Here is an 18,320-nt window from a genome sequence, read left to right as displayed (position 1 = left end):
CCTTTTCAGTATTCATCACGAAAAATAAACATGGACGTGGAAGCGGCGATGACCGACGTCTGCGACTGCCAGTACCCCGTCACGTACGACACCGTCGTCGAGGAGTGCGACGACGGCGTCGTCGAGTTCGCGAACGGCGAGACGATGCCGCTTCCGGAGATCCTCGACGTGGTCGACGACGAGCCGGACGCCTTCCGGTCCGAGGCCGAGCTGGAGGAGTTCGTCACCTCGCTGCTCCCGGAGGACGCCGTCGGTCGAAAGGGGTACGACGACCGCGGGCGCGCCGCCGTCGAGTCGGACGAGACCTCGTTCTGACCCCCGGGCCGCCGCTCGTCTCGGCGCGGAGGCGACCGGTCCGGCTGCGCCGCCCCGCCGAGACGAGCGGCGCGTCCGACGACACCGAGACTCCTGAGGGCTACCGATGGGCGCCGACGCCGACTATCGCGCCGCAGCCGGCGCACTCGGAGACGACCAGCGGATCGGACGGGGAATGTCTCACGACCACGTCGGTGACGTCGGTCGGACCGCCGCACCGCCTGCAGAGGACCGGACGGGTGTCTATCATTTGGGTATCAGTACTCCGGAGAGAGCTACGTCGCTGTCGGGGATAACCGCATTCTATGCTTCGTTGTCAGGTCGGAAGGCCGTCCCGAGCGACCCGCGTCCGTCAAAACCGGGCGCGACGCCGCCCGAAGCGAGACCTCGCGAGAGCCGCGCGTCTCTTCTCGGGCGGCCGGCCCTCCGAGTACGAAACGGATTAAACGGCTGATTACGCGGCGCCCGCGTCTCGGGCCGGTTCCGCCGAAGCCCGAGAAGTCCGACCGGGCCACCGTCCCCCGTTCGCCGCCGCTCCCGTCGACCGCCGGAGACGCCTCCGTTCGGGATCAGTTGACGTCGACGATTTCGACGTCGAACGTCAGCGTTTCCCCGGCGAGGCGCGGGTTGAAGTCCACTCGGACGACCTCATCGTCGACGTGGACGACCTCGCCCTGACGGCCGTTCTGAGCCTCGAGATACGAGCCCTCCTCGGGCGTCTGGCCTCCGAGCATCTCGCGGAGCTCGTCGGTGTCGAACGTCTGAATATTCTCGTCGGTTGGCTCGCCGTAGGCCTTCTCCGGCGGGATGGTCAGGGTGTCCGTCTCCCCGGCCTCGAGGCCGATGAGTCCCTCCTCCATCCCCTCGATGACCTGTTCGTCGCCGATTTCGACCGTGAGCGGCGCGTACTCTCGATCGGGCTGGGCCTCGGCGAGGCCCGTCTCCTCGGCGACGGACTGCCGAGAGGTGTCGAACACGGTCTCGTCGTCGAGCCGCCCAGTGTACTCGAGCGTCACAGAATCGCCGGTCTCTATCGTCATACGAACACGAGAGGTGCCAGACGGAAAGTCTGTTGCATCGAGCGCCTGCGGTCGGGACCCGTCCGCGAGCCCCCTGCACCGGTCGGGATTGGCTCGGTGTCAGTCGTCGGTCGGGGAGTTCGACGGAGACCCGTATGTTCAAGCCGACGCGCGAGTACCGTCGCACGTAGTGACGGCTGTATTGCGGCTCCGGACGTACGATCCGCGGGACGAAGCGGCCGTGTGGGCCCTCCACGAGTGGGCGCTCAGGGACGCCGGCGTCGACCCGACCGACGTTCCCGGCACGGACGACCTGAGCGCGGTCGAGGCGTCGTACCTCGACGCCGGGGGCGAGTTCGTCGTCGGCGTCGTCGACGCGACCGATCCCTCGGACGGCCCGGCCGCCCTCACGAACGGCCTGACGGGTCCCGCGGACAGCTCAACCGACGCCGCGGCCGACGCCGCCGAGGCGTCCGAGACCGGTCTCGCCACCCGCGACGGCACGCTCGCGGCGATGGGCGGTTACCTCCCGAACCGCGCCGGCCACGGCGAGGAGCGAGACCGACCCGGCGCGGCCGAGCTCCATCGGATGCGCGTCGCTCCCCCGTACCAGCGACGCGGGTACGGTCGGGCGCTCCTCGACGAGCTCGAACGCCGCGCGGCCGCCGCCGACTTCGAGACCCTGCTCGCCACGACGTCGACTCGGCAGGCGGCGGCCCTCGAGTTCTACCGCGCGCACGGCTACGAAGAGGCGGCCCGCTCCGTCGCCGGCGCGTACGAGCTCGTTCACTTCGAAAAAGAGCTGTGAGCGCCGACGCGCGCTCCCGTCGCGTCGCCCCGACTCAGTCCGCGAGGTCGAAGTGCTCGGCGGCCGTCTGCATGTCCTTGTCGCCGCGGCCGCAGAGGTTGACCAGCAGCGTGTCGTGGCGGTCGTCCTCGGCGAGCTTGGCGGCCAGCGCGAGGGCGTGCGCCGGCTCCAGGGCCGGGATGATCCCCTCGGCCTCGCTCAGCTCGCGGAACGCGGCCAGCGCCTCGTCGTCGGAGACGGCGTGGTACTCGGCGCGGCCCATCTCCTGCAGCGCGGCGTGTTCCGGCCCGATGGCCGGGTAGTCGAGACCGGCCGACACGGAGTGGTTCTGGGTGTCGTCGCCGATCGTCTTCGTCTTCATCCCCTGGAAGATCCGCGGCTCGTCTTGTTCAGTCTTCGAGAGGGGCGCCGAGTGGTTCTCGTCGTCGATCCCGCCCGGCTCGGCGCCGTAGAACTTGACGTCGTCGTCTTTGAACGCGTGCCAGAGCCCGATGGAGTTCGACCCGCCGCCGACGCACGCGACGCACGCGTCGGGGAGCGACCCGTGCAGCTCTCGGATCTGTTCGCGCGCCTCGGTGCCGATGACGGACTGGAACTCGCGCACCATCCGCGGGAACGGGTCGGGACCGACGACGCTCCCGACGAGGTAGTGGGTCGAGTCGACGTTGGCGGCGAAGTCCTCTAAGGCGGCGTCGACGGCCTCCGCGAGCCCCTCGTTGCCGCGCTCGACCGGCTCCACGTCGGCGCCCATCAGCCGCATCCGGAAGACGTTCATCTCCTGTCGCCGCATGTCGTGGCGGCCCATGTACACCGTCGTGTCCAGGTCGAGGAGGGCGCCGACCATCGCGGTCGCGGTGCCGTGTTGGCCGGCCCCCGTCTCGGCGATCAGCCGCTCTTTACCGGCGCGCTTCGCCAACAGGGCCTGTCCGAGCGTGTTGTTGAGCTTGTGGGCCCCGCCGTGGAGGAGGTCCTCGTGTTTGAGGTAGATGTCGGCGCCGTATCGCTCGCTCAGCGTTTCCGCGTGAAACACCGGCGTCGGACGACCGGCGAAGTGTTCGAGGAGATGCCGGAGCTCGGCCATGAACTCCTCGTCACCGATCGCGTCCTCGTACGCGGCCGCTAACTCGGCCAGCGGTTCTTCGAGCGGTTCGGGAACGTGACGACCACCGAACTCACCAAACTCGCCAGGTGTGGCCATAACCAATGTGAGGAGTCGGATTTCAAAAAACTACGTGCGGCGGCGGGCGCAGTGTGTGCGATAGCCCGGCGTGGCGGCGGTCCGAGACCGCGACACGCCCGATGTGCGAGTGGGACTCGACGCGCATCGGAGCGGCGGGCCGTCGGTGCGCGCGAGGCGATCGCGTGGGCGCCGCGGTCGACTCGGCGGCGATCCTGCTGTTTGCTATACTGTCACGTGTCACAACTCGTCATAGTGGCGCTGTCGTGCGATTAATCCGGATTGTTCGGAATTAAGGCCGAAAATCCGGTCGAAAAACGGGCGAATCCCGGTGCAGCGTTTGGACGGTTCATACGGGTCGCCGAGAGAGGGAGAGGTACGATGAACACCGAACGGATCGCACTGGTCGCGGTGACGCTGACGCTACTCGTCGGCGGTGTCGCGACGCTGCTCGCACCGACCGTCGTTACCGGGCCCGGCACGGCCCCCGCCCGAGCGGCGGCGACGACCGCCATCGGCGACGGCGGAGTCGCGTCGCTGTTCGGGATCGCGCTGTGGGGCGTGACGCTCCTGTTCGGGGCGACCGCGCTCGTCTGGATCGTCCTCACGACCGTCGTCGGGGCGGGGTACGAGACGCCGCCGAACGAGTACGGCCTCGACGAGATCCAGGTTCGGATCATGACCGTCGACGCCGCCGACGTCGTGCAGGAGACCGTCGACTCCCTGCCCGACGGGCTCGACGACGTCCACGTGATCGCGGAATCGCCCATCGACGTCACCGGAGCGACGGTCCACGTCGTCCCCGAGGAGTTCACCTGCCGAGCGGTCCGGAAGGGCCGCGCGCAGGAGTGGGCGCGACAGACGCTGGAGTGCCAGACGGAGTTCGCGCTGTACCTCGACGAGGACAGCGTCGTCGAGTCGCTCGACGGGCTGCCGGACGCGGACATCGTGCAGCTCCGCGAGAAGCCGCGTCGCACGGGATCGAACCTCAGCTATCTGGCCGACATCTACCGGATGGGCGTCCAGTTCGAGCAGCGCGCGTTCGCGCGGCTCTCGATTCCGCTGTTCGCGTGGGGCGGCGGGATCGCCGTTCGCACGGACGTCGAAGAGCGGACGACGTGGGACCGCGAGACGCTCGTCGAGGACACCGCGTTCGTCTGGGCGGCGTTCCAGGAGCTCGACGTGACGTTCGCGCTGTCGGACGCGGTGTGCCGGAACGAGGCCCCGCCGTCGCTGTACGAGATCGCACAGCAGCGTCGCCGCTGGGCGGCCGGTAACGTCCAGGCGTCGGCGATGCTCCCGTTCCGGTACGAGCTGTTGACCCGCGTGCGAAACTACGCCTGGGCGCTCTCGCCGATCGTGACGCTCATCGCGGTCCCGCTGTCGCTGTTGAGCGTGACGATCGCGTACGGGGGATGGTTCTTCCTCGCGTCCATGGGGCTGGCGCTGTGTACGCTCGGGTGGTTCCTCCTGGGCGTCATCTACTACGGCGACGACCACCGGCAGTGGGCGCTGGCGCTCCCGCTGGCCCCCCTGATCACCGTCGTTCACTCGATGGGGACCGTCGCCGGCATCCTCAACCCCCCGGAGACCTTCCGGGTGACGACGAAGGTCGGCGGCGAGTGACGCGCGGGCCCCGTCGCTCACCCGCCGTTCCGCGGGACCGGTCGGCGTGATCCGGGGACCCGGGCCGCGAACCGCGGCCTGGGAAACATATTAGTGCTTGGTTGTATAATATATCGCTAATATGACGAACAGCGTGACCGCCGACGAGACGGGAAACGGGACCGACGGCTGCTGCGCGTCGCTCGACGGCGTCGACCCGGCGGCGACGGCGACGGACCTCCGGGTCCTGACCGCGATGGGGAACGACACGCGATACGAGCTGCTCCGCCTGATCGCGAGCGCCGACGGCGGCGTCTGCGTCTGCGACCTCGAAGCCGGGGTCGGCGTCAGTCAGAGCGCCGTCAGCCAAGCGCTCTCGCGGCTCCGCGACGCGGGGCTGGTGACGCGCCGCAAGGAGGGGTCGTGGCGGTACTACGGCCTGACCGAGACGGCCGCGGCGCTCCTCGAAACGCTCGACGACGTGCGGGGGACCGATGAGTAACGACGCCGAGGCGCCGGCCGACCGGGACCCCGAGGCGATCCGCGAGATGGTGCGCGAGCGCTACGGCCGGATCGCGTCGGGCGGTCGGGACGGTTCCGACGAGGCCGGCGTCGACGCCGCCGACGACGAGTGCTGCGACGGTGATGGGGTCGCTGACGGCTGCTGTGACGGCGACGCTGCCGCGACCGGGAGCGAGCGCCTCGGCTACGACGCGGACGACGTCGCCGCCGTCGCCGACGGCGCCGACCTCGGCCTCGGCTGCGGGAATCCGAAGGCCTTCGCGGAGATGACGCCCGGCGAGACCGTGCTCGACCTCGGCTCCGGCGCGGGGTTCGACTGCTTCCTCGCCGCGCGGGAGGTCGGGACGGAGGGGCGCGTCATCGGCGTCGACATGACGCCGGAGATGGTCTCGAAGGCCAGGGCGAACGCCGAGCGGAACGACGCCGGCAACGTCGAGTTCCGCCTCGGCGAGATCAGCCACCTCCCCGTCGCCGACGCGACCGTCGACGTCGTCATCTCGAACTGCGTCGTCAACCTCGCTCCGGAGAAGCGGGCCGTGTTCGACGACGCCTACCGCGTGCTCAAGCCCGGCGGTCGCGTGGCCGTCTCCGACGTCGTCCAGACCGCGCCCTTCCCGGACGACGTCGAGCGGGACCCGGACTCGCTGACCGGCTGCGTCGCCGGCGCGGCCACCGTCGGGGCGCTCGAATCGATGCTCGACGGCGCCGGCTTCGAGGCGATCGAGATAACGCCCAAGGACGACAGCACCGAGTTCATCAGCGAGTGGGACGCCGACCGCGACCTCGGCGACTACCTCGTCTCCGCCGCCATCGAGGCCCGGAAGCCGACGGACGGCGCCTGACCGACCGGCGCCCGGGTCTACTCCTCCGACTCGGTCACCGGGACGGCGACCCGGTCCGGGACGCCCCCCGGCTCGGGTCCGAGCCGAACCCGGACTCGGGAGGTCAGTCGGTGCCGCTGCTGGTCATGTACGTCAGCTGCGCCGTGAGGTCCGTCGCCGAGAGCATCCCGACGACCTCGTCGTCCCCGTCGGTGACGGGAAGGTGCTGAATGTCTCCCCGGATCATCTTCACCGCGGCGTCGTGGACCGCGTCCGTCGACGCGACCGTCGTCACGTCGTCCGTCATGTAGTCGGCGACGGTCGCCGAACCGGGAACCCGGCCCGACGAGACGATCTCCGCGAGGTCGGTGGTCGTGAGAACGCCCGCGAGTCCCCCCGACTCGTCGAGGACGACCAAGGACCCGACGCCCTCGGTCAGCAGCGTCTCCGCGGCGTGCTCGACGGCGGTGTCGAGCGTCGTCGTCAGCAGGCCGGTGCTCATGAGCTCCGAAACGGGGGTCGACTCCGTCTCCATGTGCAGTGTCAACGCACTGCAACTGTAAACGCATTGCGCTCAGAATCGGGACATACTCAGAGAAAACGTGCTGAACTTCCGCTTCCGGACACCGAAACCGTTCAACGGTGACTGTTCGGTGTGTTACGCTCCCGGTCGAGTGGCGGGACGTGACGCGGGGCGTCCGGTTCGAGGCGTCTCTCGGCGACCGTTCGGTGACCACGTCAAGCGGTAGATTGAGAACGCTGTGTGCAAATTGGTCACGGAAGCCACTATGTCGCCGCCGGACACCGACGACTTCGACCCGATCGAAGCGACCGTCTCGGACGTCCACGCCGCCTACGAGGCGGGGGAGACGACCGCTGAGGCGGTCGCCGACGCGTACCTGTCGCGGATCGCGGCGCACGACGACGACCTCAACGCTATCCTCGCGGTGAATCCCGACGCGCTTGACCGCGCGCGGGAACTCGACGCCGCGCTCGACCGCGACGGTCTCGTCGGCCCGTTACACGGGGTCCCCGTCGTTCTCAAGGACAACCAGGACACGCACGACATGCCGACGACGGCCGGTTCCACGGCGCTCGCCGAGTCACGGCCGAGCCGCGACGCGACCGTGGTGGCGCGGCTCCGGGAGGCCGGCGCCGTCGTCCTCGCGAAGGCCAACCTGCAAGAGCTCTCCTTCGGCGTCGACACGGTGAGCTCCCTCGGCGGGGCGACGCGGAACGCGTACGACCGCGACCGGCGCCCGTCCGGGTCGAGCGGGGGCACGGCGGCGGCGATCGCGGCGAACTTCGCCGTCGTCGGGACCGGGAGCGACACGTGCTCGTCGGTCCGGTCGCCGCCCGCGTTCAACGACGTCGTCGGGGTTCGACCCACGATGGGACTGGTCAGCCGGACGGGGATCGTCCCGCTGAGCGAGACGCAGGACACGGCCGGCCCGATCGCGCGGACGGTCGAGGACGCGGCGCGGACCCTCGACGCGATGGCCGGGTACGACCCGGCGGACCCGATCACGGCGCGCGGCGACCGGCGGGTCCCGGACGAAGGGTACGCGGCGCACCTCGACGAGGACGGGCTCGACGGGGCGCGCATCGGGGTCGCTCGGCAGTTCTTCGGCCTCCGGGACGACGAGAGCGCCCCCGAGAGCGCCGCCGAGCGGGTGACGGCGGTCGTCGAGGACGCGATCGCCGAGTTCGAGGCGGCGGGCGCGACGGTCGTCGACCCCGTCGACGTGGTGGACCAGACGCGCCTCGAAAGCGCCCGCGTCCTCGAGTACGAGTTCGCCCGGGACTTCGACGCCTACCTCTCGGAGACGTGCGACGCGGCGTCGCCGGACTCGCTGGCCGAACTCGTCGCGACCGGCGAGCTCCACCCGGCGGTGCGAGCCAGGTTCGAGGGCACCGCGATCCTCGACACCGACGCCGACGCGCTCGACGAGAACACCGGCTACCTGCGGAGCCTCCGGCGGCGGGAGGCGGTCAGGGACGCGACGCTCGCGCGGCTGGCGGACGACGACCTCGACGCGCTGCTGTACCCGCCGTCGCGGATACCGCCGGTCGAGATCCCCGACAACCAGCCGTTCGCGGAGATGAACTGCGAGCTCGCCGCCCACACGGGGCTCCCCGCGATCGTCGTCCCGGCCGGGTTCACTCCGGACGGGCTCCCGGTCGGCGTCGAGCTCCTCGGGCGGGAGTTCGCCGAGCAGCGGCTGTTCGAGCTCGCGTACGCCTTCGAACGGGCCACCGATCACCGGCGGCCGCCGGCTCGGTTCGACGGGTAGCGACCGTCCGGGTCGGGAGACGCGGCCCGGCTCCGCTCACCGCTCCACGAACTCCGCGACCGACCGCGCGAGGTCGCTTCGCGGCGTTTCGAGCCGGTAACAGGCCGCGCCGCTCACCGCCGATCGGAGGATCGGTCGACGGTCGACGCCGCGGTCGTCGATCGCCTCGCGCGTCCGCGACTCCGTGATCCACCCGGCCAGCGACTTGTCGACGAGATCGATCAGCGTCGCGGCGGCGTCTTCGGGCGGTATCGGCTCCGGGCTCCCCGCGGGCGGCTCGTGGGAAGCGACCACCAGCACCTCGTCGAGTTCGATCCGCTCGGGCACGCTCTCGGTGACCGATCGCCGCGGCACGTCCGCCGCGTCGGGCCAGAGCCTGACGCGTTCGGTCGAGGCCTCCTCCGACCGGAGCCACCGCTCGATTGCGGCGACGTCGCGCGGGAGGTTCAGGTACCGCGGGAACGGGTACACCCGGCCGTCGTGGAAGACGAGGAGGTCGTCCGCGAGCAGTCGGTAGCCCCGCTCCCGAGCGAGCCGGAACGAGGCCGCGGACTTCCCGCAGCCGCTCGGTCCGAACAGGCCGACGCCGCTCCCGTCCGGCGCCCGGAACGCGCTGCCGAAGGCCAGCGTCGCCTCCCGCCGCAAGAGCAATGCCTGGACGGCCGACAGCAGTATCTTAGTGAACCGCACCGGTTCGGTCGCGGCGTCCTTCTCCACGGTCATCGACGGCGGCACCGTCACGACGACGCGGCGACCGGTCCACTCGACGGTAGGCGCGCCCGCCTCGCCCCGCCGAACGACGATGTCTCCGCCCTCATCCGACCGCCGCGGCGGGACGTCGACGAGGCACAGTTCGAACTCGGAGTCGACGGTCAAGAACCCGCTCAGATCGTAGGTGTACGTCGCCATCTCAGTCCGTTTCGGTCGATCGAAACCGCGCCGGAGCGCTCTTATGTCCCGCCTTTACCGTTGCCACGCCCCCGACCATTCCCGCCGTTCCCGCCGCCTCCGCCGTTGCCGCCGCCGCCTCCGCCCCGGCCGTTGCCCTTCCCCTTCGGGCCCGGCGGGTTGCGGAGGAACGGCTCGAACTCGACGTTCCCGACGACGTCGCTGCGGTCGTCGTCGTCCGCGTCTTGGTTGAAATCAGCCTTCTCGGGCCCGTCCTCGCTGCCCCACCAATTGTTCTTCGCGTCGACTACGGGGTCGCCCGACGGGTCCCTGCTTCCGTCGTCGGTCCCGTTCCGGTTGTTGAGGCCGACGGCGACGAGGAACCGATTGGCCCGGAACGTCAGGCCGCTCCCGTCCCCGTCGATCTTCACGGCCTCCGGCAGGATCGTCTCCGCGCTCGTGATGTCCTCGATCACGTTGTGGTTGATGACGGTGTCCGCCGTGGCCGGCGAGGCGATATTGATCCCCTGCGCGAAGGTGAACCCGAAGTCGACACCGTCGTCCGGGTCTGAGTCGGTGTCGTCCGCGGCGACGAGATCCCTGATCTCGTTGTTGTTGATCGTGACGCCGTCCGTCTCGTGCTGGACGACGATGCCGAGCGGCGCGATGTCGCTCTCGATCTCCTCGATCGTGTTGTTGTTCACGGTCGTCTCCGTGATCGTCCCCGGATCGCTGTTGTCGGCGTCGAACAGGATGCCGTTGACGGTCGGGAACCCCGAATCCTCCGTCGTCTCCTGATCGAGGTTCTGGATCACGTTATTGACGATCGAAACGTCGTCGTGGTCGCCCTGCCCGACGACGATCCCCGTCACGCCGAGGCGGCCGGTCGGGCCGACGTCCTCGACCGCGTTGTTCTCGATCGTCGCGCCGTCGTACCCCTCTTGCACTTTGATCCCGAGGAGCCCGTCGGGGTTCGTGACGGTGAACCCCGTGATCGTCACGTCGTCGGCTTCGATGCTGACCGCAGTGCTGATTCCCCCCGCGCCCTCGATCGTCGGATCTCCGTCCGCTTCGAGCGTCACGCCGGCGTCGACCGTCACCGGGTCGTACGTCACGTCGTCCGTCACGACGATCGTGTCGCCGTCGTCGGCGTCGTCGATGGCGGCTTGGAGCGCGTTTCCGCCCCCACTGACCGACGCCGTGTCGGCGGCGGCCGAGCCGACGCCGCCGAGTCCGAGCGCGGCGACGCCGGCTCCGACGCCGAGTCCGCGGAGGACGCGTCGCCGGTCCAGCGTCCGCGTTTCCCGTTTCGATACCCCTGTCGCCTCCGTGTCGCGCTTGTTCCGTGTCATGGTTTCCTCGCCGCGCCGTAGACCTCAGATATTAGTTACGGATAAAAGACATAAGTCCTCGGGTGCCTCCCCCGACGTGGCCGGCGAACGCTTGCGTGCGGGACGGATCGAGGAGGAACGCCCGCCTCTGACTCTCGCAAGACAGACTGCAATAGTGTACGGTACGCTACAACTCCAGAGCGATCACGACCGTCTCGAACGGGTGAGTGCGCGACCGTCCTTGCGGCTCGGTCGCTGGTGCGAGGCGACGCCGGCGCCCCGGCCGACGACGACGGACCGTTCCGACCCGCGCTCTTTTGCCCGTTCCGCCCGACGTACGCGTAGCGATGAGTAATGCGACGAACCGGCGGCGGCGGCGAGCGCGGGGCGACCCGTAGATGGACCGCTTACCGACCGCGACGCTGTCACCGCTCGCCGGCCGGGTCGACGCGGTGCTCGCCCTGTACGACTACGAGATCGGGCCCGCCATCGACGCGGTCGACGCGGCCGTCGACGGATTCGGAGGGCTGTTCGACCCCGGAACGACCGACGACGAGGTCCGGACGGCCGTCGACGAGGTGCTCGCCGGCGACCCGCCGCCCGCGAGGGAGGGGTGCGAGCGCGCCGACGACGCCGGCGTCGTGCTCTACGTCGACGGGAGTTCGCGCGGGAACCCCGGACCGGCCGGCGCGGGCGCCGTGCTCCGAGCCGGCGGCGAGCCGTTCGCCGCGCTCGGGCGGCCGGTCGGGTCGCGGGCGGAGAACAACACCGCGGAGTACGCGGCGCTCCACCTCGGACTCGAAGCGCTCGTCTCCCGGTGCGACCCGGTCGCGGTCGAGGTGCGCATCGACTCGATGACGGTGATCGACGACGTCTGGCGGGACGGCGACGGGGTCGCCGCCGCGGCGCCGTACCGTCCGGCGATCGTGGATCACCTGTCCGCGCTGTCGGCGTGCGAGTGGACCCACCTCGCCGACCACGAGCCGAACCCGGCCGACGCCCGGGCCGCGGTCGGAGCGGACATCGCCGCGCTCGGCCCGGGCTGACGGCTCACCGGTCGGACTCACTCCGTCTCGGGGGAGACGACCTCGTCCGTCCCGTCCGGTCCGTCGAGTCGCACGACGTGGCGCGTGTGGCGCGCGTGGGTGGTCGCCCAGCGCCGCGCGGGGCGTTCCGACAGGAACTGGTCGCCGTCCGGACAGCGCTGGCACCGAACGACCCACGGGGTCACGTCGTCCGGGAAGTGGCCGGTGTGTCGTTCGTGATCGAGCGCGAACTGCTCGACCGCGCGGTTGCCGGCGTGTAGGTCGTCGAGTTCGTGGTCGAGCTTCCACTCGCGGTCACAGCGGGTACACGAGACGGTCGGGAGGCCGACATCGTCGGGATCGAACGCGTCGTCAGTCACGGCTGGGTGTTACGCTCTACGCACTTGAACGCCGGACACGTCCCGGACCCGATGCGTCCGGACCGGTCGCGCGGGAAGGGAGCGGTCTCAGAACGGAGCGCGGGCTAAACAGGACGGGACCGCGGCGGCGCTCTCACCGCCGACGGAAGCATCAACAACCGTCTTCGGCTCTGTTGAAATCCGTAGGAAGTGATAGATGCTGTTCCGCTGCGGTCGGTATCGCGAACTTACGGACCGAAGCCGGACTACTCCTCTCCCGCTTCTGTGAGGAACGCCATGCGAGATACAGAGCGTGTATGCGACACACGCCAATTTGAACCTCTCTGATCGATCGGTTCTTAACATTTCTAAGGACAAGATTATTAAAGCAAGCAAGATAACACGGTATGAAACTAAATGTCCTTTTCATTTGACACCACTTACAAAGATTTAGACTCAAACCTCTATTCGAGGGTAACGCCAAAAAGTATCGCTGATCCCAACGTGTTGCTTCTCAATGACGAGCTGTGTGCTGATCTCGGATTGGATACGGCGAAGCTCAATGCTAAGATTCTAGCGGGCCAAGACTGCTTGGAAGAACCTATCGCCCAAGCGTATGCGGGCCACCAGTATGGGAGTTTTACCATCTTGGGCGATGGGAGAGCGATGATACTCGGCGAGCATGTACACGATGGTAATAGATACGATATTCAACTGAAGGGGGCCGGTCGAACGCCGTACTCCGGAAGAGGCGATGGCAACGCAACGATCAGCTCGATGCTCAGAGAGTATCTGTATTCGTATGCGATGCGGAATTTAAATATCAAAACATCGAGAAGCCTGGCAGTCGTCGAAACTGACGAAGCAGTCGAACGACGACGGACAGAGCCCGGAGCCGTCCTTGTCCGAGTGATGAACAGCCACATTCGGTACGGGACCTTCCAGTACGTCGCAGGTCAAGGATCCGACGAACTACGGCGATTCACTGACTACGTTATTGACAGGCACTACCCGCGGCTAAATGAAGCGGATCGCACATACCTCGAGTTCTTCGATGCAGTCATGCAGTCATCGATCGAGATGGTTGTCGACTGGTTGCGTGTCGGATTCATCCACGGCGTCATGAATACGGACAACATGAGTATCGACGGAGAGACATTTGATTACGGACCCTGTGCCTTCATAAATTACTATGATGAGGAGACGGTCTTCAGCTCGATCGATAAGCACGGGCGATACGCATTCGGAAACCAGCGACCCATCTTGCGGTGGAATCTCGAACGGTTCGCAGAGGCACTCCAACCGCTGTGTACAGAATCAGCGCTCGCGTACGATGAACTCGAAGTCAAACTAGACGAATTTGAGGATCGATTCGATGCGCAATACGACGCGATGACGCGGAAGAAACTGGGGATCAACTCAGATGGCGAGGAGGAACTGGTCGATGAATTCTTGGAGTGGCTTCGCAAATCGAACGCGGACTACACCAATACGTTCCTCGAGTTAGAGACGCCCGGTACGTTTGATGACCCAGTGTTTGCAACTGCAGAATTCGAGCGGCTCAGGAATAAGTTGGCTGCTGTCGGCCTAGATGAGAAGTTGATGCAGGAAGCCAATCCGCGGTATGTCCCCCGCAACTACCTGGTTGAAGAGGCGCTGGATGAGTATCTCGAAACCGGGGATCTATCCAAATTCAAGGGGTTATTGACCGTGTTGGAAAACCCCTATACCTCGAAGGACGTGGATTCGCAGTTCCAGCAACCACCGCCACGAGAGTTCGATGCAGAGTATACGACCTACTGTAATACTTGAGGGGATATTATCAAAAGGATACCATCGCAAACGGTCAGTAAGGCTGGCCGATCCGTAGCTCCGCGGGGAGTATGAGTTTCCTCGCGGGTTGGGGGGCGCGTATCTTGCAGCGAGGTGAGCGGTAGAGACCGGAGGAGTACCGACCACCTCCCCCTCTTCTCACCGCGACAGCGCCGAGCGCTCTTCGTGGAGCCGAGGTGCGCTCCCGAAACAGTACCAGAACCGGCGGACGCGAACGTGACACTCGTCACCGAACCACCGGAGACGGTCGCTGTTGATCGGGTCTCCTGGTATGCTCCCGAGTGGCGGGTCAGGCGGCGGAACGCCAGGCTTCTCTCCCCGCTCGAAGACGAAGGGATCGAACCACTCGCTGAATCCGCTCTGCTCCGGGTTGACATCCTCCTCCGCGTAAACACGGAGGAATCCCGAGCGGTGGGAGTTTCAGGTTCGCAGTCTAATTACGACACTTCGGTAATCTCGGTCTGGGCGTCCCCGATAGCGTTTGTCATACTGGAGCCAGCCGAGAGCGTGTCTCGCCCGTATCGAAACAGCAGCAGGAGGGCGACGACCCAGACAGCGGGGACCAGAACCAGGTACGGTGAGACGTCAATCAGTGAGAGATCCCCAACGAATGCCGTACCAATACCTGGGGCCGCGTTGACCCCGCCGTGGAAGAGCATCGCCAACAGGACACTCCCGTCTGTGCTGTTGTACAGCCAGGTGAGGATGATCGAAATCCCGACGACGAGCAGTGTGTACAGTGCGAACGAAGAGGTGTAGCCCGGGATCTCGAACGCGAACGCGGGCAGGTGCCATACCGCCCAGACAAGGCCGACGATAACGCTCGTGGTTAGCGCGTCGAAGCGATCCTGAAGCGCCGGGACCGCAAATCCACGCCACCCGAACTCCTCCTGACCACCGCCGAGCAACGATGTAATTAGCACCGTGACCGGATACATCGCTGCTACTTGCGGCAGGCGATCTGTGGTAAATTGCCCCGTACTGATCGCGAGCCCGACTCCGAGTACGAGCGCGAGTACGAGCGCGAGTCCAAGGGTAGTACCGTACCAGCGTTTTTCGATGTGCCAGTCCAGGCCGTCGGTCAGCCACTCCCGAACTGACTCCCCCTGGACCCACAGTACGACCACCGCCGCGATGGCGGGGCCGAACGCCCCCGGCATCATGACGACACTCGTCGCGGAGGGGATCACCAGAAACAGCGGAATCCAGGCCCCCCACGAGATGGCGACTGCCAGGAGGAAAAACGCCCCAGTCGGGTGTGAGTCGATTAGCGATGCGACACGCCGGCGACGGTGTGTCGTTGAACTCTGCGTCATCACCCGGAGGGTGGAACGGGGTATAAAAAACACGTCCAGCAGGACTTCACTCGTTGAAGCGGGACGATTTCACTACGGCTGTAGCTATCGGGTCTCTCGCCCGAGGACCTACTGTAGCGACGGTCGCGGATTCGCTGGAGAATCACTGCTATGAACGGAGGCCATAGACGATGCACGAGAGACCAACGACTTCGAACGTCTGGTTGACGACCGACACGACCACCCGACCACCTGTGACGGGGAGTGCCAGATACACCAGTGTGATCGCGAGGGGAACACCAAGCGCGAGGGCGAAGCCAAGCGAAACGAACAGCATGGGCCGACTTCGGTTGCGGCGATACCCCCGATAGGCGAGATAGGCGATGAACACTCCGAGCGCTGCCCCCAACAGTTCGTACGCCAACAGCCCCGTCTGAATGGTTCCCGATAGTTCGCTACCGACTTGTAGGACGAGTTTTGCCAGGCCCCTGGGCATTGCTTCGAACACTGTTACATCTCCTCTACGAGCCGCGTGAACCGGTCGGCCATCCGTTCTCGCCGAGTGATCTGCATCGAGAGCGACCCCTCTTCGAGACCGATCGTGATGCGGTCCAAGTTCGGTTCATACACCTGTCGGTGGTGGCCACCGTCTGGATCCGGACGGGTCTGTTCAACGACGAAATCGGCTTCCTGAAGCCCTTCGAGGCGGCGGTAAATCGTCGGTCCCGACGCCTCACAGCGCTCTTTCAGTGCGGTTGCAGACATGGGTTCCCGGCTCGTTTCGGTGAGGATCTCTCGAACCGTCTGATCTTCGAGGAGACCGGCAACAGTCTCGATTTCGGGATCATCCTCACTCATTGACACCATTTGCGACCACGGGGAGTAAAGAGGTGGCGAACGCTTCAGGGAGTGAAGGACTGCTCGTACGCCTTTTTGACTTCCGCTTGAAGCATGGGGTGTGACAATGGAAGTACCACCGAACATCGACGACGCACGGATGGTATCGTTCGTGACCCGCTTCGCCGGCAATGACGCTCCGAGTCGCGTACTGTCCGCTGGTAGTCTCGCGATGGTCCTGTTGAGTGCGGTCGGAAGCGTCATCGCCTACGGGATGCTCGCGGAGCAGCTGCGGATTCACTGGACGCTCGGGATGGGACCGTACTACGGGCCGGAGTTTGCCTCCACTCCACTCATCCTGACCTTGTTCCCAGTGCTCGTGGCCGCGACGGCAGTTCTCGCGTGCGCGCTTGACGCGCTGTTGCACGACACCGCCGAGTTCGGTGCCATCCGCCCATACTACGTCGTCGCCGTGCTGGGCACACTCGGCGTCCTGCTCGGCTCCCAGATATTGCTCGTTGTCGCCAACCTGTGAGTATGACGAGTAATCAGTCGAATACGTCAAGCTCAGTGGCCCAGTGGTCGCCCACCTTTCAATGCGGTATCTGGCCCGCAGTCGGACTGGTGCTTGCGTTCACTATCTGGGTGATGATTTCGACGACCACGTTCACCTGGCTGTTCGGAGATGACGCCTCGGTCCTCGTTGAATCGCTCTGGACTATCCCGTCCGGTCTCGTCCAGTTCGGCATCGTCGCAGCGGTGTACCGCTATGATGGCGTTACGCTCAACGAGATCGGGCTGTCACGACGACTCCTTCGGCCTGCGGCGATCGCGGTCGTCGGTGTCATCGTTGTCATTAACGCAGTCGTTGTCGGGATGGGCCTTCTTGCGGGCAACGAGATATCGTTCGGGGTGTACGCGTTCTATCAGTCGGACCCGTTCAACTTCTCGACCACCGTTATCGCTGCTGGGGCGTTCACCACCTACGCGTTCACCGGACCGGTCGAGGAGCTGGCGTTCCGTGGCTACCTACAGAACAAACTGATTTCGCTCTTCGAGTTCAGCTCTCTCCGGGTTCGCACGGCGATCAGTATCGTGGTGACCGGTGTGATCTTCTCAGCGCTCCATATCCCGGTTGAGCTTCTGGTCAACGGAACGCCCGTTTCGCAGCTCGCTGGGACGCTGGTGCTGCTCGCTCTGTCGGGGACGATCTTTGGCACGATCTACGCGCTCACGCAGAACCTCTATCTCGTTGTCTTCCTCCACGGGGTCGGTAATTTCTGGCCGCTCATGGTCGATCCAGGGCAAGGGATCTGGCCGAATTATATCGCGTTGCTTCTCGTCTATCTTGCGCTCATCGTCGTTTACCGATGGGTTGCGGTTCGGGCGTCCGTCCCTACGCCGTCGCTGGCGGCGGCAAACTAACTTCCTCTATATTCAGCGGGCACAGGGTTGACTTGTTACCGATACGTCGCCGTTCGGTTCGGGGGAACAGCGTTCTTGTGGTGGATGACGATTAACTATCATCGATCGAATGAATGGGCACAGCGGCATCGACAATCGTTGACCACGCGGCACACCCGCGAGGATGTGCTCACGGCCCGAGAGTTTGCGCTTCTCTTGGAAGGGTGTAGTTCACTGCCAGAGCCGCGTGACTTGCAGACGCGGACCGTGTGTCTGGCCGCTGGCCAACTCTGATTGCGTGCTGGACTGTTGGAGGCGGGTGTTGACGTCGGGGCGACATCGGCCGTTTCTTCGGTGTTGCTGCTGGCTCTCACGTTGATGATGACCGCGGTGGCTTCGAGGTCAGGGGGGCGCTCGACTACGATGGGTGCGTGCTTCTTGACTCGGGGTCAATATGTCACCAAATTATAATCCGCCGCCGGAAGTATTTGAAGGGCTGATTAGTATCGCTCATCCACCCCGGTGCTGCGCTGTCTGATCGGCACGAATCCTGAAAAGTAGCTCAATTACGACGGTCAACACTACGATGGGTGCGACAAGTCGGCTACTGCACTCGCCCAGCCTGGATTGAACGCGCTCCCGATGCTGAACTTATCCTCTGTATCCGGCAGTCAGTTCCTGTCAGCATCTGGAGATTTCAACAGAGTCGAAAATGGGAAATTTTGTCCTACTAATCAGTCAGTCATCCTACTGTCGTCGATGAATTTGAACTCCGGCCGGCTCGGAG

General features: G+C 65.8%; 19 protein-coding genes. 10 read left to right on the top strand and 9 right to left on the bottom strand.

What is annotated here, in order from left to right; genetic code table 11:
• Positions 1-30 precede the first annotated feature (30 nt).
• Positions 31-315 carry a hypothetical protein gene (locus DJ81_RS00755; RefSeq protein ID WP_094522126.1) on the top strand — a complete coding sequence of 95 codons (285 nt, stop codon included), beginning with the start codon at positions 31-33 and terminating at the stop codon, positions 313-315.
• A 569-nt stretch (positions 316-884) separates the two neighbouring features.
• On the opposite strand, the gene DJ81_RS00750 is transcribed toward DJ81_RS00755, so the two are convergent.
• Entirely contained in the window at positions 885-1,331 is a 447-nt protein-coding gene (locus DJ81_RS00750; protein ID WP_249269046.1) for a peptidylprolyl isomerase, read from the bottom strand.
• Between the two features lie 193 nt (positions 1,332-1,524).
• Between DJ81_RS00750 and DJ81_RS00745 the strand changes: the two genes are divergently transcribed.
• Complete coding sequence (locus DJ81_RS00745; protein ID WP_094587968.1) at positions 1,525-2,142, top strand: GNAT family N-acetyltransferase; 618 nt, start codon at positions 1,525-1,527, stop codon at positions 2,140-2,142.
• Positions 2,143-2,176: 34 nt separating this feature from the next.
• Here the strand turns inward: DJ81_RS00745 and trpB are convergent, their stop codons facing one another.
• On the bottom strand, positions 2,177-3,340 hold the full coding sequence (gene trpB / locus DJ81_RS00740; RefSeq protein ID WP_094522129.1) for a tryptophan synthase subunit beta: 1,164 nt from the start codon (positions 3,338-3,340) through the stop codon (positions 2,177-2,179).
• 360 nt (positions 3,341-3,700) lie between these two features.
• Between trpB and DJ81_RS00735 the strand changes: the two genes are divergently transcribed.
• The 3 genes from DJ81_RS00735 to arsM all read left to right on the top strand — a co-directional run bounded on the left by DJ81_RS00735 (position 3,701) and on the right by arsM (position 6,288).
• A complete protein-coding gene (locus DJ81_RS00735) occupies positions 3,701-4,945 on the top strand; it encodes a glycosyltransferase family 2 protein (RefSeq protein WP_094587966.1) in 1,245 nt (414 codons plus the stop codon).
• 121 nt (positions 4,946-5,066) lie between these two features.
• Positions 5,067-5,426: a helix-turn-helix transcriptional regulator gene (locus tag DJ81_RS00730; RefSeq protein ID WP_094587964.1), complete on the top strand. Its 360-nt coding sequence runs from the start codon at positions 5,067-5,069 to the stop codon at positions 5,424-5,426.
• Complete coding sequence (gene arsM / locus DJ81_RS00725) at positions 5,419-6,288, top strand: arsenite methyltransferase (protein WP_094587962.1); 870 nt, start codon at positions 5,419-5,421, stop codon at positions 6,286-6,288. The genes DJ81_RS00730 and arsM overlap by 8 nt, the downstream gene beginning before the upstream one ends.
• A 103-nt stretch (positions 6,289-6,391) precedes the next feature.
• On the opposite strand, the gene DJ81_RS00720 is transcribed toward arsM, so the two are convergent.
• On the bottom strand, positions 6,392-6,802 hold the full coding sequence (locus DJ81_RS00720) for a CBS domain-containing protein (RefSeq protein WP_094587960.1): 411 nt from the start codon (positions 6,800-6,802) through the stop codon (positions 6,392-6,394).
• Positions 6,803-7,055: 253 nt separating this feature from the next.
• Here DJ81_RS00720 and DJ81_RS00715 point away from each other — a divergent pair, with 253 nt between their 5' ends.
• Complete coding sequence (locus tag DJ81_RS00715; RefSeq protein WP_094587958.1) at positions 7,056-8,561, top strand: amidase; 1,506 nt, start codon at positions 7,056-7,058, stop codon at positions 8,559-8,561.
• A gap of 36 nt (positions 8,562-8,597) precedes the next feature.
• Here the strand turns inward: DJ81_RS00715 and DJ81_RS00710 are convergent, their stop codons facing one another.
• Together DJ81_RS00710 and DJ81_RS00705 are read right to left on the bottom strand one after the other, a co-directional pair.
• A complete protein-coding gene (locus DJ81_RS00710) occupies positions 8,598-9,470 on the bottom strand; it encodes a hypothetical protein (RefSeq protein ID WP_094587956.1) in 873 nt (290 codons plus the stop codon).
• Positions 9,471-9,511: 41 nt separating this feature from the next.
• Positions 9,512-10,801, bottom strand: coding sequence for a hypothetical protein (locus tag DJ81_RS00705; protein ID WP_094587954.1), 1,290 nt, complete (start codon positions 10,799-10,801; stop codon positions 9,512-9,514).
• Positions 10,802-11,178: 377 nt separating this feature from the next.
• Between DJ81_RS00705 and DJ81_RS00700 the strand changes: the two genes are divergently transcribed.
• Positions 11,179-11,826 (top strand): ribonuclease HI family protein, encoded by a 648-nt coding sequence (locus DJ81_RS00700; RefSeq protein ID WP_094526359.1) that lies wholly within the window; start codon positions 11,179-11,181, stop codon positions 11,824-11,826.
• A 17-nt stretch (positions 11,827-11,843) separates the two neighbouring features.
• Here DJ81_RS00700 and DJ81_RS00695 read toward each other — a convergent pair whose 3' ends face one another.
• The gene (locus DJ81_RS00695) at positions 11,844-12,185 is read right to left on the bottom strand and encodes a hypothetical protein (protein ID WP_094558059.1); all 342 of its coding nucleotides are present in this window, start codon (positions 12,183-12,185) and stop codon (positions 11,844-11,846) included.
• A 396-nt stretch (positions 12,186-12,581) separates the two neighbouring features.
• Between DJ81_RS00695 and DJ81_RS00690 the strand changes: the two genes are divergently transcribed.
• Complete coding sequence (locus DJ81_RS00690; RefSeq protein ID WP_094587952.1) at positions 12,582-13,976, top strand: YdiU family protein; 1,395 nt, start codon at positions 12,582-12,584, stop codon at positions 13,974-13,976.
• Between the two features lie 458 nt (positions 13,977-14,434).
• Here the strand turns inward: DJ81_RS00690 and DJ81_RS00685 are convergent, their stop codons facing one another.
• The 3 genes from DJ81_RS00685 to DJ81_RS00675 form a co-directional block, all read right to left on the bottom strand.
• Entirely contained in the window at positions 14,435-15,313 is an 879-nt protein-coding gene (locus DJ81_RS00685; RefSeq protein ID WP_094522139.1) for a CPBP family intramembrane glutamic endopeptidase, read from the bottom strand.
• A 148-nt stretch (positions 15,314-15,461) separates the two neighbouring features.
• Positions 15,462-15,800 carry a hypothetical protein gene (locus DJ81_RS00680; protein WP_249269042.1) on the bottom strand — a complete coding sequence of 113 codons (339 nt, stop codon included), beginning with the start codon at positions 15,798-15,800 and terminating at the stop codon, positions 15,462-15,464.
• Between the two features lie 2 nt (positions 15,801-15,802).
• Positions 15,803-16,150 (bottom strand): helix-turn-helix domain-containing protein, encoded by a 348-nt coding sequence (locus tag DJ81_RS00675; protein WP_094522140.1) that lies wholly within the window; start codon positions 16,148-16,150, stop codon positions 15,803-15,805.
• A 106-nt stretch (positions 16,151-16,256) separates the two neighbouring features.
• On the opposite strand from DJ81_RS00675, the gene DJ81_RS00670 reads away from it, so the two are divergent.
• A complete protein-coding gene (locus tag DJ81_RS00670; protein ID WP_094587950.1) occupies positions 16,257-16,664 on the top strand; it encodes a hypothetical protein in 408 nt (135 codons plus the stop codon).
• Between the two features lie 89 nt (positions 16,665-16,753).
• Positions 16,754-17,554: a CPBP family intramembrane glutamic endopeptidase gene (locus DJ81_RS00665; RefSeq protein ID WP_170938206.1), complete on the top strand. Its 801-nt coding sequence runs from the start codon at positions 16,754-16,756 to the stop codon at positions 17,552-17,554.
• Positions 17,555-18,320 lie beyond the last annotated feature (766 nt).

The organism is Halorubrum sp. Hd13 (assembly GCF_002252755.1).
Lineage (GTDB): Archaea > Halobacteriota > Halobacteria > Halobacteriales > Haloferacaceae > Halorubrum.
Note: the sequence above shows the minus strand (reverse complement) of the source record. Positions and strands in the feature narration are given on the sequence as shown.

Coding starts and splice junctions, on each gene's coding strand:
- DJ81_RS00755 (WP_094522126.1), top strand. CDS start 31: ATGGACGTGGAAGCGGCGATGACCGACGTCTGCGACTGCCAGTACCCC.
- trpB (WP_094522129.1), bottom strand. CDS start 3,340: ATGGCCACACCTGGCGAGTTTGGTGAGTTCGGTGGTCGTCACGTTCCC.
- DJ81_RS00735 (WP_094587966.1), top strand. CDS start 3,701: ATGAACACCGAACGGATCGCACTGGTCGCGGTGACGCTGACGCTACTC.
- DJ81_RS00730 (WP_094587964.1), top strand. CDS start 5,067: ATGACGAACAGCGTGACCGCCGACGAGACGGGAAACGGGACCGACGGC.
- arsM (WP_094587962.1), top strand. CDS start 5,419: ATGAGTAACGACGCCGAGGCGCCGGCCGACCGGGACCCCGAGGCGATC.
- DJ81_RS00720 (WP_094587960.1), bottom strand. CDS start 6,802: ATGGAGACGGAGTCGACCCCCGTTTCGGAGCTCATGAGCACCGGCCTG.
- DJ81_RS00715 (WP_094587958.1), top strand. CDS start 7,056: ATGTCGCCGCCGGACACCGACGACTTCGACCCGATCGAAGCGACCGTC.
- DJ81_RS00710 (WP_094587956.1), bottom strand. CDS start 9,470: ATGGCGACGTACACCTACGATCTGAGCGGGTTCTTGACCGTCGACTCC.
- DJ81_RS00705 (WP_094587954.1), bottom strand. CDS start 10,801: ATGACACGGAACAAGCGCGACACGGAGGCGACAGGGGTATCGAAACGG.
- DJ81_RS00700 (WP_094526359.1), top strand. CDS start 11,179: ATGGACCGCTTACCGACCGCGACGCTGTCACCGCTCGCCGGCCGGGTC.
- DJ81_RS00690 (WP_094587952.1), top strand. CDS start 12,582: ATGTCCTTTTCATTTGACACCACTTACAAAGATTTAGACTCAAACCTC.
- DJ81_RS00685 (WP_094522139.1), bottom strand. CDS start 15,313: ATGACGCAGAGTTCAACGACACACCGTCGCCGGCGTGTCGCATCGCTA.
- DJ81_RS00675 (WP_094522140.1), bottom strand. CDS start 16,150: ATGAGTGAGGATGATCCCGAAATCGAGACTGTTGCCGGTCTCCTCGAA.
- DJ81_RS00670 (WP_094587950.1), top strand. CDS start 16,257: ATGGAAGTACCACCGAACATCGACGACGCACGGATGGTATCGTTCGTG.